This is a genomic window from Rhodovibrio sodomensis (genome assembly GCF_016583645.1).
Classification (GTDB): domain Bacteria; phylum Pseudomonadota; class Alphaproteobacteria; order Kiloniellales; family Rhodovibrionaceae; genus Rhodovibrio; species Rhodovibrio sodomensis.
In genome coordinates this window covers 16,341-37,887 of record NZ_NRRL01000040.1, presented here as the reverse complement: position 1 = coordinate 37,887, position 21,547 = coordinate 16,341, and the positions used below count along the sequence as shown (strand labels likewise).

The window sequence follows — 21,547 nt, the reverse complement described above, 5'->3', positions numbered from 1 at the left end:
GGACGCGCTCTGGACCCTGGGCAAGGTGCCCGGCGAGCACCGCACCGACAGCCTGTCGGCCGCGTACAAGAACCTGAGCCGGGAGCAGCAGGACGACCTGACCGAGCGTTACCGGGACCTGTGCCGGCATTACGGCCTGCGGGCGAGCCGGAACAATCCCGGGGAGGCCCACGAGAACGGCGCGGTCGAGGCGCACAACGGACACCTCAAGGATGCCCTGGAACAGGCGCTGATCCTGCGGGGCAGCCGGGACTTCCCGGATGTCGCCAGCTATCAGCGGTTCGTCGACGAGGTCGTCGCCCGGCGCAACGCCATGCGGCGGGACGATCTCGCCGCGGAGCTGCGGCACATGCACCGCCTGCCGCGGCAGCGCACGGCCGACTTCACCGAGCGGATCGTCACGGTCCTGCGCACCGGCGGGTTTTGGCTGCGCAACGTGTTCTACTCGGTGCCCTCGCAGCTGATCGGCCACCGCCTGCGGGTGCACATCCATGATGCCCGGATCGAGGCGTACCTGGGCAGCACCCACGTGGTCACCCACCCCCGCCGCCGCGCAGGCGACGGCGCGCGCGTCCACGTCGTCGACTACCGCCACGTCATCCACGCGCTCAAACGCAAGCCGCAGGCCCTGGCCGGCTCGATGTACCGGGACGGCCTGTTCCCGCGCAGCGAATACCGCCAGGCCTGGGACGCTTTGCAGGCGAGCTTGCCGCAGAAGGACGCCTGCAAGCGCATGGTCGCCCTGCTCGCCATGGCGCACGAGGAGGGCTGCGAGGCCGAACTGGCCGGCCTGATCGCCGACGACCTGCGGGCCGGGCGGCTGCCCCAGGCGGATGCCCTGCGCCGCCGGCGCCGACCCGCCACCGACCTGCCGCCCGACGTACCCGTGGCGCTGACCGCGCCCGCGCAGTTCGACGCGCTGCTCAGCCAACAGGAGGGGGCGTGATGACCGCGGCGACCGCAACCGATGCCCACAAGCTCCCGGCCCTGCTGAACGCCTTGCGCCTGCCGTCGTTCAAGGCGCACTGGCAGGAGGTGACCGAGATGGCCGACCGCGAAGGCTGGCCGACCGCCCAGGCCCTGGCGCTGCTCGCCGAGTACGAACTCGCCGAGCGGGAGACCCGGCGGATCCACCGCAACCTCCAGGCCTCGCGATTACCCGCGGGCAAGACCCTGGCCACGTTCGACTTCTCGATCGTGCCCGAGGTCTCCAAGGCGCGCGTGGACGCGCTCGCCGCCGGCGACTGGCTCGCCGGGGCGGGCAACCTGATCGCCATCGGCAACTCCGGCAGCGGCAAGTCGCATCTGCTCGCCGCCGTCGGTCACGCCCTGATCGAGGCCGGCTACCGGGTGCTGTACAGCCGCACCACCGACATGGTGCAGCGCCTGCAGGCCGCCCGCCGGGACCTCACGCTCGAACGCGAACTCGCCAAGCTGGACAAGTACCACCTGCTGATCCTGGACGACATCACCTACGCCCAGAAAGATCAGGCCGAGACCAGTGTGCTGTTCGAGCTGATCGCAAGGCGCTACGAGACCCGCAGCCTTGCCGTGGCCGCCAACCAGCCGTTCAGCGCCTGGGAACAGATATTCCCCGACCGCGCCATGACGGTCGCGGCGATCGACCGGCTGGTCCACCATGCGACCATCCTCGAGCTGAACGTCGAGAGCTACCGTCGGCGAGCTGCCGTCAGCCGCCGAACCGAGCCGGATGACGCCCCGTCATCCGACAGCGACAGCCTCGGCGACAACCAAACCGACAACAACCCAGAAGGAGGTGACGACACCAAAAGCTAAGCCCTCAACATCATCGATCCGCACCGGCCACGACCTTGTCGCTCAACCGGTCACGTTGCTTGACGCGCTACACCGAGGTCCGTGAACAAGTCCGCGGCCAAGAACATGGCGGCATCAAGCTTCGCGACGTTGAGAGGCGGATGGGTTGGTCGACAGCCGTCGTAAAAGATTTAATTTCCGAAGGGCTGCTGCCGGCGCGGACCGCAATCAACCCGAAAAACCGGTGTCCGCAGACGGTGGTGGATGAGAGCGACCTTAAGTCTTTCAATGCCGAGTATGTATCGCTTCATCGGCTCGCCAAGGAAATCGGCGTTCACTTCAATAGCGTCTCTTTGCAGCTGAGTGCTGCTGAAGTCTATCCGGATAACAAGTTCGATAATGTGCGCGCTACTTTCTACCGGAGAGCAAATGTGAATCCTGTTCTATTCCAATCTGGGACAACAGGATCCCAAGTGTTATATTAATTTAGCAGACGACGATCAGACGACGATCACATTTCTTTCAGTGCTCAGCGTCCGATTGGCCTACCGTAAATTACAGCATATAAAGGAGTAATAAAATGCCCGTTTCAGTAGCAATTCTCATGACGAATTTGAGAAAAATGTACGTGCGCAAGCCGATTCTAACAATAGTCATTGGTTTTTTCTTTGCAGCTACAGTCCTGTATACCTTAGGCGTCGGCGTACCTGCGGGCCGGTATCATTCTGATATCTCGTTTTTCCGCCTAATATCTTCTTAAAATGTTATTCGGCAAAATACTTGCTTGACTCGACTCATTAAATGAGTGGACTGCATATTGGCGGCGCAAAAATTATATGCCGTCTTGAGTCGAAAATATCGTCGAAGAAAATCTGTCTCGCGTAATTTCCGTTTCTACTACTTTCTGCCAGACAGTTAACATCCGTATATCATGAGGAGTTGTGCCTGTAGGTGCAATGCAGTCGAAAGATATACGGAAATTTTATCAACTGAAAACGTCCTTGTTGTAGAGTTTTGTCGATGTAGGGCAGACTCCAGTATGTTCGTTGACCCTTTAATACACGCAAACGTCGTTATACGCAGCTCGCGAACAAGTCAGACGGGAACAAACTGAGGCGCCTGGAGGCGCCGTTTGAGGCAAACCTGGCGCCGCTTTCTGTTTAGGAATGTAGAAAAAACAAGGACTTAGAGATTCGAGTGAGGCAAACCTCGGTGCCGTTAAGAGGGCTCTGAAACGGCGTGAGGTTTGTCCGCAACGGCGCGAGGTTTGTCCTCAAGCGGCGTTGCGGACTGCCTCACTTTGTGCCAGTAGGTTTTCCGGTCATCTGAAACGGCGTGAGGTTTCCTCTCAGCGGCGTCGGGGTGCACTCATCCCGCGTCGCTGGGCGCCTTACTTCGTCACAGCGGCGCCGGGTTACCCCGGCGCCGCTTTTCTATGCCCCGGTCTGTTGCCTTTAAGCCAGGTCCCGAGCCACTCTTGCTTGCGCCGGATCGTGTGCCCGTTCGGTAACATAGGCAGGCTTTGGCGCGTTGCCGACACGCAATGTACCCGATCGGGTACATTGGGCCTTGTCTAACCCGGAACCGCAATATATGCTCCCGATCGGGAACAACTGGGTATCCGCGATGCCATCAACTCGGCCAATCTACCTGAAAACAGCCGGCGACATCGGAAAGCTGGTCAGGGAACGTCGTCGCGAATTGGGCATGACCCAGGACGAATTCGCGGGTCTCGCTAACGTGGGACGCCGTTTTCTGGTCGAGCTCGAAAAGGGCAAGCCAACGCTGCAAATCGATCGCGTTCTCTCGGTTTTGCAGGCCTGTGGATACGATTTGTATGGGCATCGGCGATGAACGAATACGTACTCGATGTTTATCTGGAGCAATTTGACAAACCGGTCGGTAAGCTCGTCGGGTATGAAGACTATACCCTACATTTTAGCTACGACCCCGCCTATACGGAGCTCGAAGACGCTTTGCCACTTTCGCTGAGAATGCCCCTGTCTCAGCTTGAATACACGGATTTCGCTTGCCGGGCTTTTTTTCAGAATCTGCTTCTGGAAGGGCGCCGTCTCGACCAGGTCGCCGATAGAGAAGGCCTTGATCGCGATAACGTTGCCGGTCTCCTGGCCCATCTTGGTCAGGAATGCCCAGGCGCGATCTCGATCGTTCCCGAAGGCAGCCCCCCAGGAAAGCGGCCGGGGATTATCCCGGAAGATTACCGTGAGATCGACGCAGAGGAGCTTGCTGCCGAGGTGCGTGCGATGCATGACGGCAAACCGCCCCGACAGAACCGACGCATTTCGCTGGCTGGCGTTCAAGACAAACTAGCTATCACGGTTGGGGAAGATGGACGTCTTTATGAGAGTGCCGACAGCGTTGGAGCACCGACAACGCATGTGCTCAAAGTCGGCGATCCCGATTACCATGGACTGGTTGAGAACGAATACATCTGTCTGAAACTGGCTCGGCGTCTTGGATTGGACGCGGTCCACGCCACGATCGATTACGCAGAGGAGGTCCCTTATCTCCTGCTCGAACGTTTTGATCGCTACCGGGACACAAATGGATATATACATCGATTCCATCAGGAAGACACCTGTCAGGCGCTCGGGTTGCCGGGGACTCTGAAGTACGAGGATCAAGGCCATGGTGAGCGCCGAGCGACCCTTGAAGGTATTTTCGACGTCTTTGGCGAGACCGCGGCCCCCATCGAAGCGCGTCAGGCCATGATCGCGATGACGGTCTTCAACTACCTAATCGCCAACTTCGATGCTCATGCAAAGAACTTCGCCTTGCTATATCAAGGCCGGCGCCCCCATCTGGCACCTTTCTACGATATCGTGAGCACGGGCGTGTACCCTGACACGTCGCAGTCGTTCGCGCTCTCCATCGGCGGCAAACAAAACTATGATGCGATCGGTGCCTATGAATGGGAGCGTTTCCTGACCGATATCGGTGTTCAGACCAACGGCGCTCAAAAGCGTGTTTTACAACATACAATGAAACCTTTAGCCGAACGCGTTTTGCCCGAGTTGGATAGGTTACTCGAAGGGGAGGGCTTGGAACATAGGGGGCGTCGAATCCGTAATATCGTCGGAGCAGGTGTTCGCAATTTCAACGATGCATTTGGTTGGGACGTTCCTGCTGATACTGATGCGCCGGTGGTGACACCGCCGGGGTGGCGTATGTCATAGCGGTACCGCATACAAACTGAGGCATCTGCTGACGCCGCATGAGGGCAAACTCGACGCCGGTTCGAGTATGCCCGTCCGGGCGTATCAGGGACTTACGGAACGAACTGAGGCAAACCTCGGTGCCGTTGATAGGGGCCGGGCCGCGTGCCCGGGCCTGGGCCTTGGGGGGCCAAGTCGGATACAGGCCGGCCTGGGCGGTCGGCCGGCATATTGCCTACCGACTGCGGCGTCCCTTGGGATACCCCTTCGCGTCTTATAACCCGGAACGGCCGTTCACCGTTCCGGGTTCTTCTTGTTCGGCGTCCGCTGGAAATGCGGCCCGAGGTCCCTTAAACTCCCGGGGGCCAAGGAGGCGCTGATGGGTAAGGCGGCCCGGGATGATCTGTACGAGCGCGACTTCTTCGCCTGGACCCAGGATCAGGCGGCGCGGCTGCGCGCGCTTGGCGGTGACAACCGGTTCGATGCCGAGCGTGTGGCCGAGGAGATAGAGGATTTGGGGGCGAGCGCGCGGCGGGCCGTCGAAAGCCATCTCCTCAACATGCTCGTGCATCTGCTCAAGCTCGCACACAGTCCGGCCGACCAGCCCCGGGCAGGGTGGATTGACGAGGTCCTGCGCCACCAGGGCGAAGCCGGTATCCACTATACGCCGTCGATGCGGCAGTACGTCGATCTCGATCGGATCTGGTGGAGGGCCCGCCACCGCGCCCACGTCAGTCTGGTCAATCACGGCGAGGCGGGCCTTGCAGGCGCGCCGGCCAACCCCTTCAGCCTCGACGAGCTTTTGGTCGATGCCTTCGATCCGGGCGCGGCGAAAGACAAGATCAGACAGGCTGCCGGCGACCAGTAGTCGGCGACGTCTGTGTTGGGTTCCATCCGTTTGCGAGGTCGGTTTCGGCCGTCCGTGCTCCGGATTCCGCTCTGAGGTCGGAGCAACGCGGCAGGGGGTGGCGTGCGCGCGCTCCGCTACCTACGTCCGCCGACGGACACGAAAGAGAGCGGAGCCAAAATCCCACGCAGACACGCGACGGAGGTTGCGCGATGAACGAGCGGCAGATCCCCCGGCGTGCTGACCGTGAAGCTGCCGCGCAAGGCCGGGGCCGCCCACGGCATCAAGGGCCGGCGCGGCTGAGCTCCGGTGCGCGGACGGGCCCGGGGCCGCGAACGCCGCGCGCTCACGCCAGCAGGCTGGCGACCGCGCCGGTCATCAGTGTCGCCAGGGTGCCGGCGAGCACGGCGCGCGGGCCGAGGCTGAGGATCTCCGCCCGGCGGTCCGGGGCGAGGCCGGTCAGGCCGGCGATCATGATGCCGAGCGAGCCCGGGTTGGCGAAGCCGCAGATCGCGTAGGTCATGATCAGCCGGCTGCGTTCCGACAACTCCGCGTTCGGCGTGCCGGCCAGCTGCTGGAAGGCGATCAGCTCGTTGAGCGCGGTCTTGATGCCCATCAGCTGGCCCGCCGTCACGGCCTCCCCCCAGGGAATGCCGATCAGCCAGACCAGGGGCGCGAACGCCCAGCCGAGCAGGCGCTGCAGGGTGAGCGGGTCGCCCGGGCTCGGGATCTGCCCCAGCAGGATGTTCACCAGGTCCACGAGCGCGACCAGCACCACCAGCATCGCCGCGATGTTGAGCAGCAGGCGCAGGCCCTGCTCGGTCCCGGCGACCAGCGCGTCGAACGTGCCGGCATAGGGCTGCGCGGCGTCGGCGTCGACCGCGTCCTCCGCGGCCGCGGCCGCCGGGTCCGCGGGGACCATGACGCGCGCGATCAGCGCGGCCGCCGGCAGCGAGATCACCGAGGCGGTCAGGATCTGGCCCAGCGGGTTCTCGACCGTGCCCTGCAGGAAGCCGGCGTAGAGCACGATCACCGTGCCGGCGACGGTGGCGAGGCCGACGGTCATGATCAGGAACAGGTCGGCGCGCGACAGCCGGGCGATCACCGGGCGGATCAAGAGCGGCGCCTCGACCATGCCGACGAACACGTTGGCGGCGCTGGCGAGCGAGACCGCGCCCGACAGGCCGAGCCCGCGCCGCACCGCCCAGGCCAGCCCGCCGATCACCACCGGCAGCACGCGCCAGTGCCAGAGCACCGCCGAGAGCGCCGACATCACCAGCACGATCGGCAGCGCCTGGAAGGCGAGCACGAAGGTCGCGCCGGGATCGGTGACCTCGAACGGCGGCGGGCCGCCGCCCAGGTAGCCGAAGACGAACCGGGTGCCGGCCTCGGTCGCCCGCGACAGCGCGGTGATCACGCCGTTCAGCGCCGCGAGCGCCGCGAGCGCCGCGCGCACCGCCGGCACGCCCAACAGCAGCCCGGCCAGCGCCAGCTGGCTCGCCACGCCGATCAGCACGGTTCGCACGGGAAACGCCGTCCGCCGCTCGCTCACCGTCCAGGCGAGCGCGATCAGCACGGCGATCCCGAGCAGCCCGCGGATGCCGTCGAACGCCATGGTGTCGTGACCCCCGATTGGTCCCCTTATGGGGCTACACGAGCCCGCCGTGCGCCGGCAAGCGGTTGGGGTAGTTGGCTCGACGTGGCGCGGAGAGCCGTCGGGCGCCCTTCGATACGCCCGACTGCGTCGGGCTGCTCAGGGTGAAGTCTCGTTGTATCAATGCGTTACACCGATAACTTCATGCTGAGCAGGCCTGTCAGGGCCGTGTCGAAGCATGCCTGACGGCTATCCGCGCCCCACCGCAGCACGGTTGTACGGGAGGTGGTGAACGCCGAACCACGCGCTAACTCGCCCGGTATGAAGTTTCTGTGCGACCGCATACTGGTGCGCCTCGGCCGGTGGCTGCGCGCGGCCGGCTACGACACGGCCGTGGCGGCGGCCGACGACGCCGATCCCGACCTGGTCGCCCGCGCCCGCGGGGACGGCCGCTGGCTGCTGACCCGCGACCGCCGGCTGGTGCGCGAGGACGCGGGCGCCGGCGATCCCGTCGTGCTGCTGACGGCCGAGAAGCCGTCGGCGGCGGCCGCCGAGCTGCGCGCCCGGCTGGGCGTGGACTGGCGGGCGGCGCCCTTTACCCGCTGCATGCTGGACAACGCCGAACTGCAGCCGGCGGGCGCGCAGGACCGCGCGCGGGTGCCCGAAGGCGTGCCGGACGGCCCGGTGATGCGCTGCCCCGTCTGCGACCGCGTTTACTGGCCGGGCTCCCACCTGCGCCGCATGCACCGCCAGCTCGCGATGTGGCGGGATGCCTGATGCCGACGGGCCCCAATCCCCTTTCCCTTGGAGGGACAGGGGACCGCCTGCCGCATCCACTTTGCCGATAAGGGCCGGGGCGCATTACCCCTTAAGCTTCTTCGCCTCCGCCAGCACCTTGTCCACGTGGCCGTCGACCTTGACCTTGCGCCAGGCCTGGCGGATCACCCCGTCGGCGTCGAGCAGGAAGGTCGCGCGTTCCACGCCCATGGTCTTCTTGCCGTACATGTTCTTCTCCTTCCAGACCCCGAACGCCTGCGCGAGTTCGGTGTCCGCGTCGGAGATCAACGGGAACGGCAGGTCGTGCTTGGCCTTGAACTTGTCGTGGCTGGCGGCCGGGTCCTTGGACACGCCGACCACGTTGATCCCGGCGTCGGTCACCTCCGCCCAGGCGTCGCGGAAGCCGCAGGCCTCCTTGGTGCAGCCGGGCGTGTCATCTTTCGGGTAGAAGTAGATCACGGTCGGCCGGCCCTTCAGGTCGGCCAGCGACAGCGTTCCCCCGCCGTCGCGGGGCTTCGAGAAGTCCGGAGCCGGATCGCCGACATCGACGGTCATGACGGACAGTAACTCCTTGTTTTTGAAAGCCTGGTAGGCGGCGCTTCAGCTGGGCTCCGAGGACACGCCGGACGGCGTCTCGACAAGCTCGGCGAAGATATGGCGCACCCGCCCGGCCGTGGCTACGAGCTTTTCGCGCAACTGGTCGAAGTCGGCCGCGCCGACCGCCTGGGCGAGGCGCTGGCGCACGCCCTCGGGCGCGGTGTCCTCGTCCACGGCCTGGCCGGCGGTCAGGCGCTGGATGCCCTGGATCTGGCGCATCAGGCGGGTCGCCTGGATCAGTTCGTCGGCCAGGGCGCGGTCCAGCTTGCCGGCCGCGGCCAGCTTGTCGAAGGCGGCCTGGGTGTTGCCGTCGATCACGCCGGCCGTGTCCCGCGCGTGGGTCAGCTGCAGCGCCTGGGCGATGAACTCCAGGTCGACGATCCCGCCGCGCAGGTGCTTGACCTGCCAGATCGTATCGGCCTTGTGCTCCTGGGCGATCCGCCGGCGCATGTCCGCGGCCTCGCCCAGCAGTTTCGCGGTGTCGCGCGGGCCGGTCAGGACGCCGGTGATGACCTCCTGCAGGCGCCGGCAGAACGCGGGGTCGCCCAGGATCGGCCGGGCCCGGGTCAGGGCCATGTGCTCGAACGTCCAGGCCTGCTCCTGCTGGTAGCGCTGGAAGCCGTTGAAGGTGACCGCGATCGGCCCCGAAGCCCCGCTCGGGCGCAGGCGCATGTCGACCTCGTAGAGCTTGCCCTCGCCGGTCGGCGCGGAGATCGCGTTGATCAGCCGCTGGGCGAGCCGGGCGTAATAGCGCGTCGGCTCGAGCGGCTTCGGCCCATCGGACTCGGCCGTCTCGTCCGGGGCCTCGTAGACGAAGATCAGGTCCAGGTCGCTCGAGATCGTCATCTCCCGGCCGCCCAGCTTGCCCATCGCGATCACCGCCATGCCGGGTCCGGGCAGGCGGCCGTGCTTTTCGGCGAAGTCGGCCTGGACGTGCGGCCAGACGCCCTCCAACGCGACCTCGGCGATCTCGCTCATCGCCCGGCCGACCTCGTCGACGTCGGCGGCGTGCTCGAGCAGGTGGACTCCGACCTGGAACCGCCGATCGTTCGCCCAGCGCCGGGAGACGTCGAGCACGTCCTGGAAGTCGCGCGCATCGGCCAGCAGGCTGGTCAGTTCGGCGGACAACTCGGCGCGTTCGGGGATGCTCTCGAAGAAGCCCGGCTGCAGCACGGCTTCCAACAGGTTCGGATGGCGGCTCAGGTGGTCGGCCAGGGCCGGCGCGGCGCCTGAGATCGAGGCCAGCAGCTGCAGCAGCCGCGGGTTGGCGTAGAGCAGCGAGAACAGCTGCACGCCCGCCGGCAGCCCGGCCAGGAATTCGTCGAACTTGGTGAGCGCGCTGTCCGGTTGCGGCGTCTTGCCGAGTTCCTCCAGCAGGGCCGGGATCAACTCGGTCAGGAACTCGCGCGCGCGCCGGGAACGGGTCGCCCGGTAGCGCCCGCGGTGCCAGTTGGCGACGACGTGGAACACCTTCTCGCCGTCCCGGTAGCCCAGCGTGGCCAGCGTCTTCAGGGTCTCCGGGTCGGGCTCGCCGCCGGTGAACACCAGGTTGCCGGGCCCGGAAAGCGAGGGTTCTTCCTCGAACAGCGCGGCGTAGCGGTCCTCCACCGTGTGCAGGTGACCGAGCAACGCCTGCCGGAAGCTCTCGACATCGGGGTAGGCCATGAAGCCGGCGATTTCGTCCAGGCCCGCGGCGTCCTCCGGCAGGCTCTGGGTCTGCTGGTCCTCGACCATCTGCAGGCGGTGTTCCAGCCGGCGCAGGTAGGCGTAGGCGTCCGATAGCGCGCGGGCGTCGTCGGCGTCGATGTGCCCGGCCTTCGCCAGCGCCGCCAGGGCATCCTGGGTGCGCGAATTGCGCAGGCGCTGCTCCCGGCCGCCCCAGATCAGCTGCTGGGTCTGGGCGTAGAACTCGATCTCCCGGATGCCGCCGCGGCCGAGCTTCACGTTGTGGCCGGCGACGGTCACCGTGCTGCCGCCCTTGTGGGCGTAGATCTGCCGCTTGATCGAGTGCACGTCCTGGATCGCCCAGAAGTCCAGGTGCTTGCGCCAGACGAACGGGCGCAGGACCTGCAGGAACTGCCGGCCCAGGTCGAGGTCGCCGGCGTGCGCGCGCGCCTTGATCATGGCCGCGCGTTCCCAGTTCTGGCCCAGGCTTTCGTAGTAGGTCTCCGCCGCGTCGAACGACAGCGCGAGCGGCGTCGCCGAGGGATCGGGGCGCAGCCGCAGGTCGCAGCGGAAGACGAAGCCGTCGCGGGTGCGCTCCTCCAGCAGCCGGACCAGCTCCCGGGTGATTCGGACCGCGACGTCGTGGAAGTCCTTGCTGCCGGTGTAGGGCGCGCGCTCGGGGTCGTGGATCACGATCAGGTCGATGTCGGAGGAGTAGTTGAGTTCCCGCGCGCCCAGCTTGCCCATCGCCAGGACGGCGATGCCGCAGCCCTGCGTCGGGTTCCGCGGGTCCGCGATCTCCCACTGGCCGCGGGCGGCGTACTTGCGGATCTGGTTGGCGAGCGCGATATCCACGGCGGTGTCGGCGAACGCGCTCAGCGCCTCGGTCACCTGGTCGAGGTTCCACAGCTGGGTGATGTCGGCGAGCGCCGCGCCGAGCGCGGTGCGCCGCCGGCACTGGCGCAGCACGCGCATGCAGGTGTCGAGGTCGTCGGTGTCGGCTTCCGCCCGCAGGCGCGCGATCTGCTCGGCGAGCACGGCGTCCGGGCCGCGTTCCAGCAGCTCGCGCAGGCCGGCCATGTCGGTCAGCGCGCAATCGCTCAGAAAGGGCGAGTTGGCGAACAGCGCCTGCAGCAGCGCCTTGCCGTCCGGATCGTCGGCGAGATCGCGGCAGAACTGCGCCAACTCGGCGTCTTCCAGCCGGTCCAGGCGCTCCTGCCAATGCTGGAAGCCCAGCTCGACGCGCTGGCGGTTGGCGGCGCGCGGCAGCTGATCGGCACGGTAGGCGAGGGGCTGGCCAGCGGTCATGAGCCTGTCCGACGGTTTCGTGATGCCGGGTGAGCGTGCGAAGGCGGTGACCCGCGGTCAAGGCATCTAGCCCGCGCCGCGAGCCCCATGCGATCCTAGAGGCGATGGTAAAGCGTACGACCCGTATCGTCCTGGAACTGGTGAGCGCGCTGCTGGCGTTCGCCCTGATCGTGGGCGGCGTGTTGGTCTGGCGGGTCGCCCAAGGCCCGGTGCAGCTCGACTTCCTGACCCCGCGGATCGAGGCCGCGCTAAGCGACGGCGCCGGCGACTTCGACGTGCGCGTCGGCAGTACCGTGCTGGCCTGGGAGGGCTGGCCGGAGACGTTCGCGCTGCGCGTGCGCGATCTGCGGGCCAGCCGGGACGGACAGGTCGTCGCCAGCCTGCCCGCGGTCGACCTGCGGCTCAGCCTGGCGGCGCTGGTCCGCGGCACCGTGGCGCCCACGGCCGTGACCGGGCGGGGCGCCAACCTGACGATCGTGCGCGACGCCGACGGGCTGCGGTTCGCCGGCGACCGGACGGCGGCCCAGACGACCCAACCCGATGCGCTGCCGGCGCCGGCCGGGTCGGGGCAGGGCGCGTCCGCCGTGGTGCCCGCGCTGCTGGACGACCTGATGGCCGCCCCGGGACCGGACCGGCCGCTCAGCTATCTGAACAGCCTTCGGGTCGTGCGCAGCAGCATTACCGTGCGCGACGAAGTGCTGGGCCAGACCTGGGTGGCCCCGGACGCGTCGGTCCGGCTGCGGCGCAGCGCACAGGGGCTCGACGGACAGGCCAACCTGGCGGTCGCGCTGGGGGACCAGACCGTCCGCGCCCAGGCGGAGATCGGCTACGTCCGCGGGTCCGGCCGGCTAGACGTGCGTGCGACCTTCGACGGACTGCGGCCCAACGCGCTGGCGGCCCGGCTGCCGCGGCTGTCCGCGGCCGGTCAGATCGACATCGCACTGTCCGGGGAGGTCGAGGCCACCCTGGCGCTGAGCGGCGAGCTGCGCGCCGCCAGCGCGCGGGTCAGCGGGCGCGACGGCACGGTGGCGTGGCCGGGCCTGCTGCCGGAACCGCGCCCCGTCCGCCGGGTGCGGGCGGACGTGCGCTACGACGCGGTCGCGCGGCAAGTCAAGCTGCAAGACCTGGAGATCGCGTTCGGCGCCGACGATGCCGGCGGTCCGACGCTACGGGCCAGCGGTTCGGCCAAGCTGCAGCCCGACGGCAGCGCCACGGCAACCGTGACGCTGCGCGCCATGGGCCTGAAGCTCGACCGGCTGGGCGACTACTGGCCGGTCGGCATGGCGGCCGACGCGCGCGACTGGGTGGTCCCGAACATCCGCACCGGCACGGCCGAGCGGGCGGAGCTTTCGGCCAATCTGCGCCTGCCATCGGACGGGGGTCTGCCGGCCATCGAGCCGGCCGGGCTCACGGGCTCGATCGACTACACCAACCTCGACGTGCACTACCTGCGCCCGATGCCGCCGGTCACCGACGTCGATGGGACCGCCAGCTTCACCGCGCAACGGTTCGACCTGCGGATTGCCAGCGGCCGGCTGGGCAACCTCACGATCCCCGACGGCGACATCGCGATCACTGGCCTGGACGAGAGCGATCAGGCGATCGACATCGCTTTCGGCCTGCAAGGCGAGCTGCGGCAAGCCCTGCAGCTGCTCGACCATCAGCGCCTCGATCTGCTGGGCCGGCTGGGCCTGGACCCGAACAGCGTATCCGGCCGGATCGCGCGCGGCGACGTGACCTTCAAGTTCCCGCTGATCGACGAATTGACGTTCGAGCGCACCCAGGTGCAGGCGGATGCCCGGCTGACGGACGTCCGTGTCGCCGACTTCGCCCTGGGTCAGGACGTGCGCGACGGCGATCTCGACCTGTCGGTCAACAAGGCCGGCATGACCGTGACCGGCCCGGTGCGGCTGGGCGGAGTGCGGGTCAGCGAGATGACCTGGAAGGAGAACTTTGCGGCCGACGCCGAGGTGGTGACGGAGATCGTCGCCGCGGTGCCGGCGTTGAGCGCCGCCGACCGGGCCAACCTCGGCATCGAGACGCGCCCCTACCTGGAGGGGCCGGTCGGGCTCGACGTCCGCTACCGGTCGTTCCGCGGGAACCGGTCCCAGGTCCAGCTGGCGGGCGACCTCACCCCGGCACGGCTCGCGCTGGAGTCCGCGGAATGGGTCAAGCCGCCCGGCAACCCGGCCGACCTGGAAGCGACCGTGGTCCTGGAGAATGGCGAGCCGCGGGCGCTTCAGGACGTGCGGGCGTCCGCGACGGCGCAAGACGGCTCCCTGCTGCGGCTGGACGGCGGCACCGCCCGCCTGTCGGACGGCGGCCTGGGGCTCGCCCGGATCCAGCTGGCCGAACTGCGGCTGGGCCGCAACGATCTGACCGGCGTCGCCCTGGCGCGCACGCAGACCGGCTGGACGGCGGAGATCGGCGGCGGCGTGCTCGACCTCGCCCCGCACCTGTCGGACGCGCTGGCCGGCGCGTCGGAGGACACCGACACCGGCGGGCGGCCCAGCCTCGAACTGACGACGTCCAATTTGCAGCGGGTCTATTTTGCCGACGACCGCTACGTCGAGAACGTCACGCTGTCGGCCCGGCGCGGGACGGCTGGCTGGTGGCGTGAAGTGTCGATCCGGGGCGAGGCGCCGGCACGCTTTGCCCGCAAGGGCGGCGCCGCCGCCGATCGGGCGCGGCCGTTCCGGCTCGACTACGGTCCCGGGCCCGGCGGCGGGCCGCGCAGACTGACCGTGCAGGCCGCGGACAGCGGCGCCATGCTGCGCGCCCTCGACGTTTACGACAGCATCGAAGGCGGGAGGATGCGGGTGACCGGGACAGCCCGCGGGCCGGCGCCGACCAGCCCGCTGGACGCCGACGTGCGAATCACCGACTTCCGCCTGGTCGACGCGCCGACGATGGCGCGCATTCTGACCCTGGGATCGTTCACCGGCATCCGCAACGCGATGCAGGGCGAGGGGATCGGCTTCGAGTCCCTGACCGGGGACGTGGTCTTCGACCGCGGGCGCCTGACCACCGAGTTGCTGCACGCCTACGGCCCGGCGCTGGGCGTGACCGTGCAGGGGGCGGTCGACCTGCGGAAAGAGGCGGTCGACCTGAACGGCGTCGTGGTGCCGGCCGCCTCGACCAACAAGGTGCTGGGCAACATCCCGGTGCTGGGGCGCCTGCTGACCGGCGGCGAGGGCGAGGGCCTGTTCGCGGTGACCTACGATGTCACCGGCCCGTTGGGCGGGCCGGAGGTCTCGGTCAACCCGCTATCCGCGCTCGCCCCCGGCTTTCTGCGCGGCCTGTTCGGCCGTCTGGGCGACCTGACGCAGGGCGCGCCCAACCCCGACTGGCCGCCGTCGCGGTCCGGCAACTAGAGCAAAATCGATGACAGCCGAAGGCGGCGTCTTATCGGAGTGCCCGCAGCCGCATCGTGCCAAACGTCAGGCCAGGCGTGCGATGTCGTAGGCGCTGTGCGGCTTGTTCTCGAAGGTGGGCGTGTCCGGCTCGCCCGCCCGGGTCTTGACCGGCACCGCGATCTCCGCCTGCTCCCTGGCGATGCGCGGGATGTCGGTTCGCGTGATGCCGATATCGCGCAGAATTTCCGGCGGCAGCTGGTTCAGGTCGCGGCGGACGCGGGCGCGGACCCGCGCCCGCGCAATGCCCGGGAAGCTGCGGGTCAGGCCGTGCTTAAACCGGGTGGCGAGGGTGCGCACCGTCTGGGTCCGCGCCTGCTGCGCGCGGCGGTTCAGCGCCTCGGTGTCGACGTCGGTGGCCTGCTCGTGCCTGGCAATCTGCTCGGACGCGTTCACACGCGCGCGGGCCATCTGATCCTGTTCCCGATCGGTCAGTCGCGCCATGATGTTCCCCATCGAAACGGTGAAGGGTTCCAGACAGGCACCCCCGTCCCGAGCCGCAATCGGCCAGACCCCATGGAGCGATCGATAACCGGCGGGTCAGTCGATCGCGCCCACCTCGGGCAACCAATGTGTCCAACGGGGCGCGAGGGTTTTGCCTGGATCTTTCTGATTGCAGAGATTGCCCTACTCCGCGTAGGGGCACAGCGCAGTTTTCGCAGCGCAGCAATGAACCGCCTGCAGAGCGAATTTGTCGCACGCGTAAGGGCGTTACGCGTTTACCTTGACGTCATCTTTGGAGCGCTGGTCCGGACACCGGCCCCGTTATGCGATGCTGGCCGCGGCGTGCCGTGGGACCAAAATCAATCACAGCCGGACCGGCGTTCATCGTGAAGTTTGCTCGAACGTCTTCAACAAAGGGGCAGATTCAGCTGAAAGCGGATTCTACCGGAGAGCATCCTGCCTAGCCGAAGGCTTTGAAGCCGATCAGGGTAAAGGTATCGGTGATACCGGGAAGGGTCTGCACCTTCTGGGTCACGAAATGGCCGATATCGGCTTGCTCGGGCAGGTAGCACTTCACCATCAGATCGAACTGCCCGGAGATCGAGTGCACCTCGGAAACTTCCTCGACCTGCTGGATGAGATCGTCGGCAACGTCATATGCCTTGCCGAGGTCGCACTTCACCTGGATGAAGATCGTCTGCATGAACCGGGCCCTCACGGCCGATCGTGGACACCTAGGGCAAGATGCTGAAAGGTGGACTCTCCTTTCAGCTGAATCTTGCTCTTTCTTCAAGCAGTTAGAGCAAGATTCACGATGAAGGTCGACTCGACCTTCATCGATTTTGCTCTCGCGACAGGATAGGCCTCGTCCCGGGCGGGCCCAAGCATAGACTTGGCCGCCGGGCGCGCGCAGGTCCGGACACGAACGGGCCGGACACGAACGGGGCCGACACCAACGGGCCGGGCACGCGTCTGCGACGGCCCGGCCCGTTGAACAATAATCCGTTCGCTTATGCGGTGGCGCGCTGGGGCACCGGCTTCAGCAGGAAGGCCGGGGTATGGTCGCCGAACGGCTTCGACTGCTTGCCGTTGGACGCCTGATCGACCCGTTCGCCGCGCTTGTCGCGCTCGCCCTTCGGCTGCGCGCCCTTCTGCGAGTCGCCCTTCTGGGCACCGCTCTTCTGGGTGCCGCTCTTTTGGTCACCGCCCGTGTCGCCGGCCTGAGCGCGCGCGGCTGCTTGCTGACCTTCGTCGGGCCGGGCATCCGCTTGGGCGTCGGGCTGGGGCTGATCGCCGTTCGCCGCGGCGGCCGGCTTGTCGGTCTGCTTGGTCTTCTTGCCGCCCCGCTTGCTGCGGCTGCGGCTCTTGCTCTTGCCGCCGCTCTGCTCGCCGGTGTTCTGCTGTTCGGCCGGCTGGCCGGCGTCGGCATCGGCCGCCTGGGCGTCGTCGTTGGCGACGGCGGGCTGGTCCTCCGGGGCGCTGTCGTCCGCATTGCCCTGGGCGGCCGGCTGGGTGCCGGCGGTCTGCGGCTGCTCGTCGGCGTCGCCGGTCTTCTTGGCCTTGCTGCGGCCGCCGCGACGCCGGCGCTTGCCGCTCTTCGCCTTGCCGTCATCCGCCTCGGCCGGCTGGCTATCCTGCGCGCCCTGCGCGTCGGCCGGTTGCGCGTCGGCCGGTTGCGCGTCGGCCGTTTGGGCGTCTGGCGTCTCGCCGAATTTCTCTTCGGCCGCCGGCAGTTGGCCTTCGACCTCTTCGGGCTTCAGGATCCGGACCGAGTCCAGCTCGACCGTCGGGATCGACCGGTTCATCGCCCGCTCGATCGCCGCCAGCGACTTGCCGTCCGCCGGGGTGGCCAGCATGAACGCCTTGCCGGAGCGCCCGGCGCGGCCGGTCCGGCCGATCCGGTGAACGTAGTCCTCGGCGTGGTTCGGGACGTCGTAGTTGAAGACGTGGCTGACCTTGGGCATATCCAGCCCGCGCGCGGCGACGTCGGAGCAGACCAGGATCTTGATCTCGCCCTGCTTGAAGCTCTCCAGCGTCTCCATGCGCGAGGACTGCGGCATGTCGCCGTGCAGCTCGCCGGCGGCGAGTTCGCGCTTCTGCAGCGCCTTGTTGAGCGCGCTGACGTCGCGCTTGCGGTTACAGAACACCAGCGCGCTCAGCACGTCCTCTTGGTCCAGCAGGATGTTCAGCGCCTTGCGCTTGTCATGTCCGGGGATGCGCAGCAGGCCCTGCTCGACCGTCTCCGCCGGGGAGGCGGGCGGGGCGACCGAGATTTCCTTCGGGTTCATCAGGAACTGGTCGGCCAGCCGCCGGATTTCCTTGGGCATCGTGGCGGAGAAGAACAGCGTCTGCCGGATCTTGGGCAGGCGGCCGACGATCCTCTCGACATCCGGGATGAAGCCCATGTCGAGCATCCGGTCGGCCTCGTCGATCACCAGGATCTTGACGTCGGCCAGCAGGATCTTGCCGCGCTCGAACAGGTCGAGCAGGCGGCCCGGCGTTGCGATCAGGACGTCGACCCCGCGGTCGAGCTTGGCTTCCTGCTCGCTCATCGAGGAGCCGCCGATCAACAGCGCCTTGGACAGCTTGTGATACTTGCCGTAGCGCTCGAAGCTCTCGCCCACCTGGGCGGCGAGTTCGCGCGTCGGCGCCAGGATCAGCGAGCGCGGCATGCGCGCCTTGGCGCGGCCTTCCGCCAGCACGTCGATCATTGGGAGCACGAAGCCGGCGGTCTTGCCGGTTCCGGTCTGGGCGCAGCCCAGAACGTCGCGCCCCATGAGCACGTAGGGGATCGCCTTTTCCTGGATCGGCGTCGGGGTCGTGTAGCCGCTGTCGGTCAGGGCGTCGAGAACTTCGGAACTAAGACCGAGGTCTTTAAAACTCATGCAGATTGTCTTTTAAACCGGATAGGACGGGGCATGATTGCCCGCGTGTTGGGTCCCTTGCACAGGTGGCCGTTGTGTATCGGAAGTCAAGCCGCGCTGTCAATCGAAAGCCAAGCAGTGCCGCGGTTTTCGGCCCGTCACCGGGCTTGGATGGCGGTGTGTTGTCGCATAGCATTAAATCAGGTTGGTTGCCGCCTGCCGGCGGAGACGGAGTCTGTCTCCGCGACCGGAAATGGAGAGACAATGCTTTTAAGTGCCCGCGAGGGGCTGCTCGTGGTGGTCGACATGCAGGCCCGGCTGGTGCCGGTGCTGGCCGACCCGGACAGCCTGAGCGCGCGTGTGCAGTTCCTGTTGCGCGCCGCTGCACAGCTTTCCGTCCCAGTGCTGGCGAGCGAACAGTATCCGAAAGGCCTGGGCCACACCGTGCAGGAGGTGGCCGACTATCTGCCGGAAGGCGCGGTGGTGCAGAAGATGACGTTCTCCGCGATGCGCGAACCGGCGTTCCGGGAGGCGCTGGAAACGGGCGGCGCCGGCCGCCGGCAAGCGGTCGTCTGCGGCGCGGAAACCCACGTCTGCGTGCTCCAGACAGCCGCCGAACTGGTGGCGGCCGGCTATGCGACCACGCTGGTCGCGGATGCCGTCGGCTCCCGGCGGGCAAGCGACCGCACGGCCGGGCTGGACCGGTTGCGCGACCTGGGCTGCCAGGTCGCGACCAGCGAGATGGTGGTGTTCGAGTGGCTGGAGCGGGCCGGAACCGACGCCTTCCGCAGGCTGGCACCGCTGATCAAATAGCCCTATCTGCCAAGGCGATGACCCGCACACCGACCGATACGCCCGCCCAGACCGCGCCCCCGGCGGCCGCCGGCAACCTGATCGCGCGGGCGGAAGCGTTCGCCATCGACGCGCACGCCGGCCAGACCCGCAAAGGCGCGGCGCGCGAACCCTACGTCGTGCACCTGGCCGAGGTGGCGACCCTGACGCGCGCGTTCGGTGGCGACGACCCGGCCGTCGCGGCGGCCTGGCTGCACGACTGTATCGAGGATTGCGCGGTCGTGGATTCCGAGATCCGTGCGGCGTTCGGCGCGACCGTGGCGGATCTGGTCGACGAGCTGACCGATCCGCCGCGTACCCCGCGCGCGCAGCGCCGCCGGCTGCAGGTCGAGGAGGCGGCGACCAAGAGCCCGCAGGCCAGCCTGATCAAGATCGCCGATAAGACCAGCAACCTGCGCTCGGTGTCGATGTCGCCGCCGCGCCAGTGGGACGCCGCGCGCAAGCTGGGCTACGTGCGCTGGGGCGTGGCCGTGGTCGCCGCGCTGCCGGCCCCGCCCGACGGCGCGTTGGCGACCTTCCTGGACGTGGTCGAGACCGCGCGGCGGGCGAGCGCCGGAGCGCCCGACGCCGACGCCTGGGCGATCCGCCGGCGCGCCATCGGCGACCGCGCGGTCCTGGCCGAACTCGCCCGCGACGCGGATGGCGGGTATTAGAGCAAGATGCTGAAAGGTGGAGCCACCTTTCCAGCTGAATCTTGCTCTCTCTTCAAGCAGTTAGAGCAAAATTCACGATCAAGGTCGGCGCGGCCTTCATCGATTTTGCTCCAGCGGCGGGCGGTGCCGGCCGCTTCCATTGGGTGTGCACCGGCGGTCTTGATGCGGGCGTCGCCGGTCCCGGATGCCGCCAGACGCCCGGCTGCGCCGGGCCCGGCGGCATGAAGCAATCTTATTGATAAGTCTCTACGTCATCCAGGAGAGCCTGGCGCAGCAAAGCGGCGCGAAGCATCGGTGACGCCGATCCACGCGGCGCGCAAGCCGAGCGTTCGGGTTTAGGCGTGCTCGTCCATGAAGCCGCGGATACGCGGCAGGATCGAGGTGTGGAAGCGCTTGCCGGCGAACGAGCCGTAGTGGCCGGCGCCCTCTTCCAGGTGATGCGCCTTCTTGCTGTCCGGCAGCTTGCGCAGTAGGTCGTGCGCGGCGGCCGTCTGGCCGGGAGCGGAGATGTCGTCGCGCCCGCCCTCGACCGTCAGGGTCGCGGTTTCCGTCACCGCCGACGGGTCGACCGGCTGGTTGCGCCAGACCATGGTGCCGAGCGCCAGCTCGCGGCGCTTGAACACCCGGTCGATCGTGTCGAGGTAGAACGCGCCGTCCATGTCCAGCACCGACAGGTATTCGTCGTAGAAGTCGGTCAGACGCTGGGCGGCCGCATGGTCGCCGCGCAGCCGGTCGTAGAACAGGTTGGCGTGCTGCTCCATGTGACGGTCCGGGTTCATCGCCATGAAGCCGGCCAGCTGCAGGTAGCCCGGGTAGACGCGCCGGCCGGCGCCCGGGTGGGACAGCGGCACCTTGTGGATGACGTTGCCCTCGAACCACTCCATCGAATGGCGGCCGGCGAGCTCGGTGACCTCGGTCGGGGCGGCGCCGGGGTCGATCGGGCCGCTCATCAGGGTCATGCTGCGCGGCTGCTGCGGCATCCCGGCTTCCGCCATCAGCGACACGGCGGCCAGCAGCGGCACGGTCGGCTGGCACACCGCGACCGCATGGAAGCCCTGGCCGCCGGCCAGTTCGTGGGTCTGGCGCAGGAAGTCCATCAGGTAGGCGGTGTATTCATCGAGGCCGAAGTCGCCCTTGCTGAGCGGCACCTGGCTGGCACAGGTCCAGTCGGTGATCAGCACCTCGTCCTGTTCGATAAACGCGTCGACGGTGTCGCGCAGCAGCGTCGCGTGGTGCCCGGACAGCGGCGCGACCAGCAGGATCTTGCGCCCGTCGGTCTTGCCGTGGCGGTTGGCGAAGTGCAGCAGCCGGCAGAACGGCTTCGCGTCGACCACCGTCTCCTCGACGTCCAGCCCGAAGTCGGGCTTGGCGTAGGTGCGGGTGACCCGGCCCACCATCTCCAGCGAGGCCTGGGCGAAGCGCGCCGGCGCGAAGAAGTTCGCGGCCGGCTGCAGCATCATCTGCCCGGTCTCCGCAGCGAAGTTGAGGGGCTCCAGCATGCGCTGGCGCATGTGGTGAAGGGTGTAGATCATTGAGCCGCACCTTCCTTCGTGTCGGCAGTCCCGGCCAGGGCGTGGCTCG

At 67.5% G+C, this 21,547-nt stretch carries 17 protein-coding genes; 10 read left to right on the top strand and 7 right to left on the bottom strand.

From position 1 onward, the window contains the following. The 6 genes from CKO28_RS14460 to CKO28_RS14435 form a co-directional block, all read left to right on the top strand. Window positions 1–946: Mu transposase domain-containing protein (locus tag CKO28_RS14460; protein WP_200341502.1), on the top strand; the 946-nt coding region annotated here is incomplete at its 5' end. Next, window positions 946–1,797 (top strand): IS21-like element helper ATPase IstB, encoded by an 852-nt coding sequence (istB, locus tag CKO28_RS14455; protein ID WP_200341501.1) that lies wholly within the window; start codon window positions 946–948, stop codon window positions 1,795–1,797. The genes CKO28_RS14460 and istB, both read left to right, overlap by 1 nt. A 59-nt stretch (window positions 1,798–1,856) precedes the next feature. Next, a complete protein-coding gene (locus CKO28_RS14450) occupies window positions 1,857–2,261 on the top strand; it encodes a hypothetical protein (RefSeq protein ID WP_200341500.1) in 405 nt (134 codons plus the stop codon). Window positions 2,262–3,369: 1,108 nt separating this feature from the next. Continuing rightward, window positions 3,370–3,630, top strand: coding sequence for a helix-turn-helix transcriptional regulator (locus tag CKO28_RS14445; RefSeq protein WP_242480571.1), 261 nt, complete (start codon window positions 3,370–3,372; stop codon window positions 3,628–3,630). Beyond that, window positions 3,627–4,973 (top strand): type II toxin-antitoxin system HipA family toxin, encoded by a 1,347-nt coding sequence (locus CKO28_RS14440; protein ID WP_200341499.1) that lies wholly within the window; start codon window positions 3,627–3,629, stop codon window positions 4,971–4,973. The genes CKO28_RS14445 and CKO28_RS14440 overlap by 4 nt, the downstream gene beginning before the upstream one ends. Before the next feature lie 358 nt (window positions 4,974–5,331). Further along, a complete protein-coding gene (locus tag CKO28_RS14435) occupies window positions 5,332–5,820 on the top strand; it encodes a DUF29 domain-containing protein (RefSeq protein WP_200341498.1) in 489 nt (162 codons plus the stop codon). Window positions 5,821–6,145: 325 nt separating this feature from the next. Here CKO28_RS14435 and CKO28_RS14430 read toward each other — a convergent pair whose 3' ends face one another. After that, entirely contained in the window at window positions 6,146–7,414 is a 1,269-nt protein-coding gene (locus CKO28_RS14430) for a NupC/NupG family nucleoside CNT transporter (protein WP_200341497.1), read from the bottom strand. A gap of 300 nt (window positions 7,415–7,714) precedes the next feature. On the opposite strand from CKO28_RS14430, the gene CKO28_RS14425 reads away from it, so the two are divergent. Beyond that, window positions 7,715–8,170 carry a Mut7-C RNAse domain-containing protein gene (locus CKO28_RS14425; RefSeq protein WP_200341496.1) on the top strand — a complete coding sequence of 152 codons (456 nt, stop codon included), beginning with the start codon at window positions 7,715–7,717 and terminating at the stop codon, window positions 8,168–8,170. A gap of 84 nt (window positions 8,171–8,254) precedes the next feature. Here CKO28_RS14425 and bcp read toward each other — a convergent pair whose 3' ends face one another. Together bcp and CKO28_RS14415 are read right to left on the bottom strand one after the other, a co-directional pair. Continuing rightward, the gene (gene bcp / locus CKO28_RS14420) at window positions 8,255–8,725 is read right to left on the bottom strand and encodes a thioredoxin-dependent thiol peroxidase (RefSeq protein ID WP_200341495.1); all 471 of its coding nucleotides are present in this window, start codon (window positions 8,723–8,725) and stop codon (window positions 8,255–8,257) included. 45 nt (window positions 8,726–8,770) lie between these two features. Beyond that, window positions 8,771–11,740: a bifunctional [glutamine synthetase] adenylyltransferase/[glutamine synthetase]-adenylyl-L-tyrosine phosphorylase gene (locus CKO28_RS14415; RefSeq protein ID WP_200341494.1), complete on the bottom strand. Its 2,970-nt coding sequence runs from the start codon at window positions 11,738–11,740 to the stop codon at window positions 8,771–8,773. 104 nt (window positions 11,741–11,844) lie between these two features. Here CKO28_RS14415 and CKO28_RS14410 point away from each other — a divergent pair, with 104 nt between their 5' ends. Continuing rightward, entirely contained in the window at window positions 11,845–15,114 is a 3,270-nt protein-coding gene (locus CKO28_RS14410; protein ID WP_200341493.1) for a YhdP family protein, read from the top strand. A 66-nt stretch (window positions 15,115–15,180) separates the two neighbouring features. Here CKO28_RS14410 and CKO28_RS14405 read toward each other — a convergent pair whose 3' ends face one another. The 3 genes from CKO28_RS14405 to CKO28_RS14395 all read right to left on the bottom strand — a co-directional run bounded on the left by CKO28_RS14405 (window position 15,181) and on the right by CKO28_RS14395 (window position 18,482). Beyond that, window positions 15,181–15,597, bottom strand: coding sequence for a YjiS-like domain-containing protein (locus CKO28_RS14405; RefSeq protein ID WP_200341492.1), 417 nt, complete (start codon window positions 15,595–15,597; stop codon window positions 15,181–15,183). Between the two features lie 460 nt (window positions 15,598–16,057). Then, on the bottom strand, window positions 16,058–16,300 hold the full coding sequence (locus CKO28_RS14400; protein WP_200341491.1) for an Lrp/AsnC ligand binding domain-containing protein: 243 nt from the start codon (window positions 16,298–16,300) through the stop codon (window positions 16,058–16,060). 307 nt (window positions 16,301–16,607) lie between these two features. Then, window positions 16,608–18,482 (bottom strand): DEAD/DEAH box helicase, encoded by a 1,875-nt coding sequence (locus CKO28_RS14395; protein WP_200341490.1) that lies wholly within the window; start codon window positions 18,480–18,482, stop codon window positions 16,608–16,610. A gap of 243 nt (window positions 18,483–18,725) precedes the next feature. Here CKO28_RS14395 and CKO28_RS14390 point away from each other — a divergent pair, with 243 nt between their 5' ends. Further along, the gene (locus tag CKO28_RS14390) at window positions 18,726–19,274 is read left to right on the top strand and encodes a hydrolase (protein WP_200341489.1); all 549 of its coding nucleotides are present in this window, start codon (window positions 18,726–18,728) and stop codon (window positions 19,272–19,274) included. Between the two features lie 17 nt (window positions 19,275–19,291). Beyond that, window positions 19,292–19,966, top strand: a complete 675-nt coding sequence (locus CKO28_RS14385) for an HD domain-containing protein (RefSeq protein WP_200341488.1) — start codon at window positions 19,292–19,294, stop codon at window positions 19,964–19,966. Window positions 19,967–20,301: 335 nt separating this feature from the next. On the opposite strand, the gene phaZ is transcribed toward CKO28_RS14385, so the two are convergent. After that, window positions 20,302–21,498: a polyhydroxyalkanoate depolymerase gene (gene phaZ / locus CKO28_RS14380; protein WP_200341487.1), complete on the bottom strand. Its 1,197-nt coding sequence runs from the start codon at window positions 21,496–21,498 to the stop codon at window positions 20,302–20,304. Window positions 21,499–21,547: the final 49 nt, after the last annotated feature.

Excerpts from the sequence above, each read along its gene's own strand:
- istB (WP_200341501.1), top strand. The coding sequence starts at position 946 with ATGACCGCGGCGACCGCAACCGATGCCCACAAGCTCCCGGCCCTGCTG.
- CKO28_RS14445 (WP_242480571.1), top strand. The coding sequence starts at position 3,370 with ATGCTCCCGATCGGGAACAACTGGGTATCCGCGATGCCATCAACTCGG.
- CKO28_RS14440 (WP_200341499.1), top strand. The coding sequence starts at position 3,627 with ATGAACGAATACGTACTCGATGTTTATCTGGAGCAATTTGACAAACCG.
- CKO28_RS14435 (WP_200341498.1), top strand. The coding sequence starts at position 5,332 with ATGGGTAAGGCGGCCCGGGATGATCTGTACGAGCGCGACTTCTTCGCC.
- CKO28_RS14430 (WP_200341497.1), bottom strand. The coding sequence starts at position 7,414 with ATGGCGTTCGACGGCATCCGCGGGCTGCTCGGGATCGCCGTGCTGATC.
- CKO28_RS14425 (WP_200341496.1), top strand. The coding sequence starts at position 7,715 with ATGAAGTTTCTGTGCGACCGCATACTGGTGCGCCTCGGCCGGTGGCTG.
- bcp (WP_200341495.1), bottom strand. The coding sequence starts at position 8,725 with ATGACCGTCGATGTCGGCGATCCGGCTCCGGACTTCTCGAAGCCCCGC.
- CKO28_RS14415 (WP_200341494.1), bottom strand. The coding sequence starts at position 11,740 with ATGACCGCTGGCCAGCCCCTCGCCTACCGTGCCGATCAGCTGCCGCGC.
- CKO28_RS14410 (WP_200341493.1), top strand. The coding sequence starts at position 11,845 with ATGGTAAAGCGTACGACCCGTATCGTCCTGGAACTGGTGAGCGCGCTG.
- CKO28_RS14405 (WP_200341492.1), bottom strand. The coding sequence starts at position 15,597 with ATGGCGCGACTGACCGATCGGGAACAGGATCAGATGGCCCGCGCGCGT.
- CKO28_RS14400 (WP_200341491.1), bottom strand. The coding sequence starts at position 16,300 with ATGCAGACGATCTTCATCCAGGTGAAGTGCGACCTCGGCAAGGCATAT.
- CKO28_RS14395 (WP_200341490.1), bottom strand. The coding sequence starts at position 18,482 with ATGAGTTTTAAAGACCTCGGTCTTAGTTCCGAAGTTCTCGACGCCCTG.
- CKO28_RS14390 (WP_200341489.1), top strand. The coding sequence starts at position 18,726 with ATGCTTTTAAGTGCCCGCGAGGGGCTGCTCGTGGTGGTCGACATGCAG.
- CKO28_RS14385 (WP_200341488.1), top strand. The coding sequence starts at position 19,292 with ATGACCCGCACACCGACCGATACGCCCGCCCAGACCGCGCCCCCGGCG.
- phaZ (WP_200341487.1), bottom strand. The coding sequence starts at position 21,498 with ATGATCTACACCCTTCACCACATGCGCCAGCGCATGCTGGAGCCCCTC.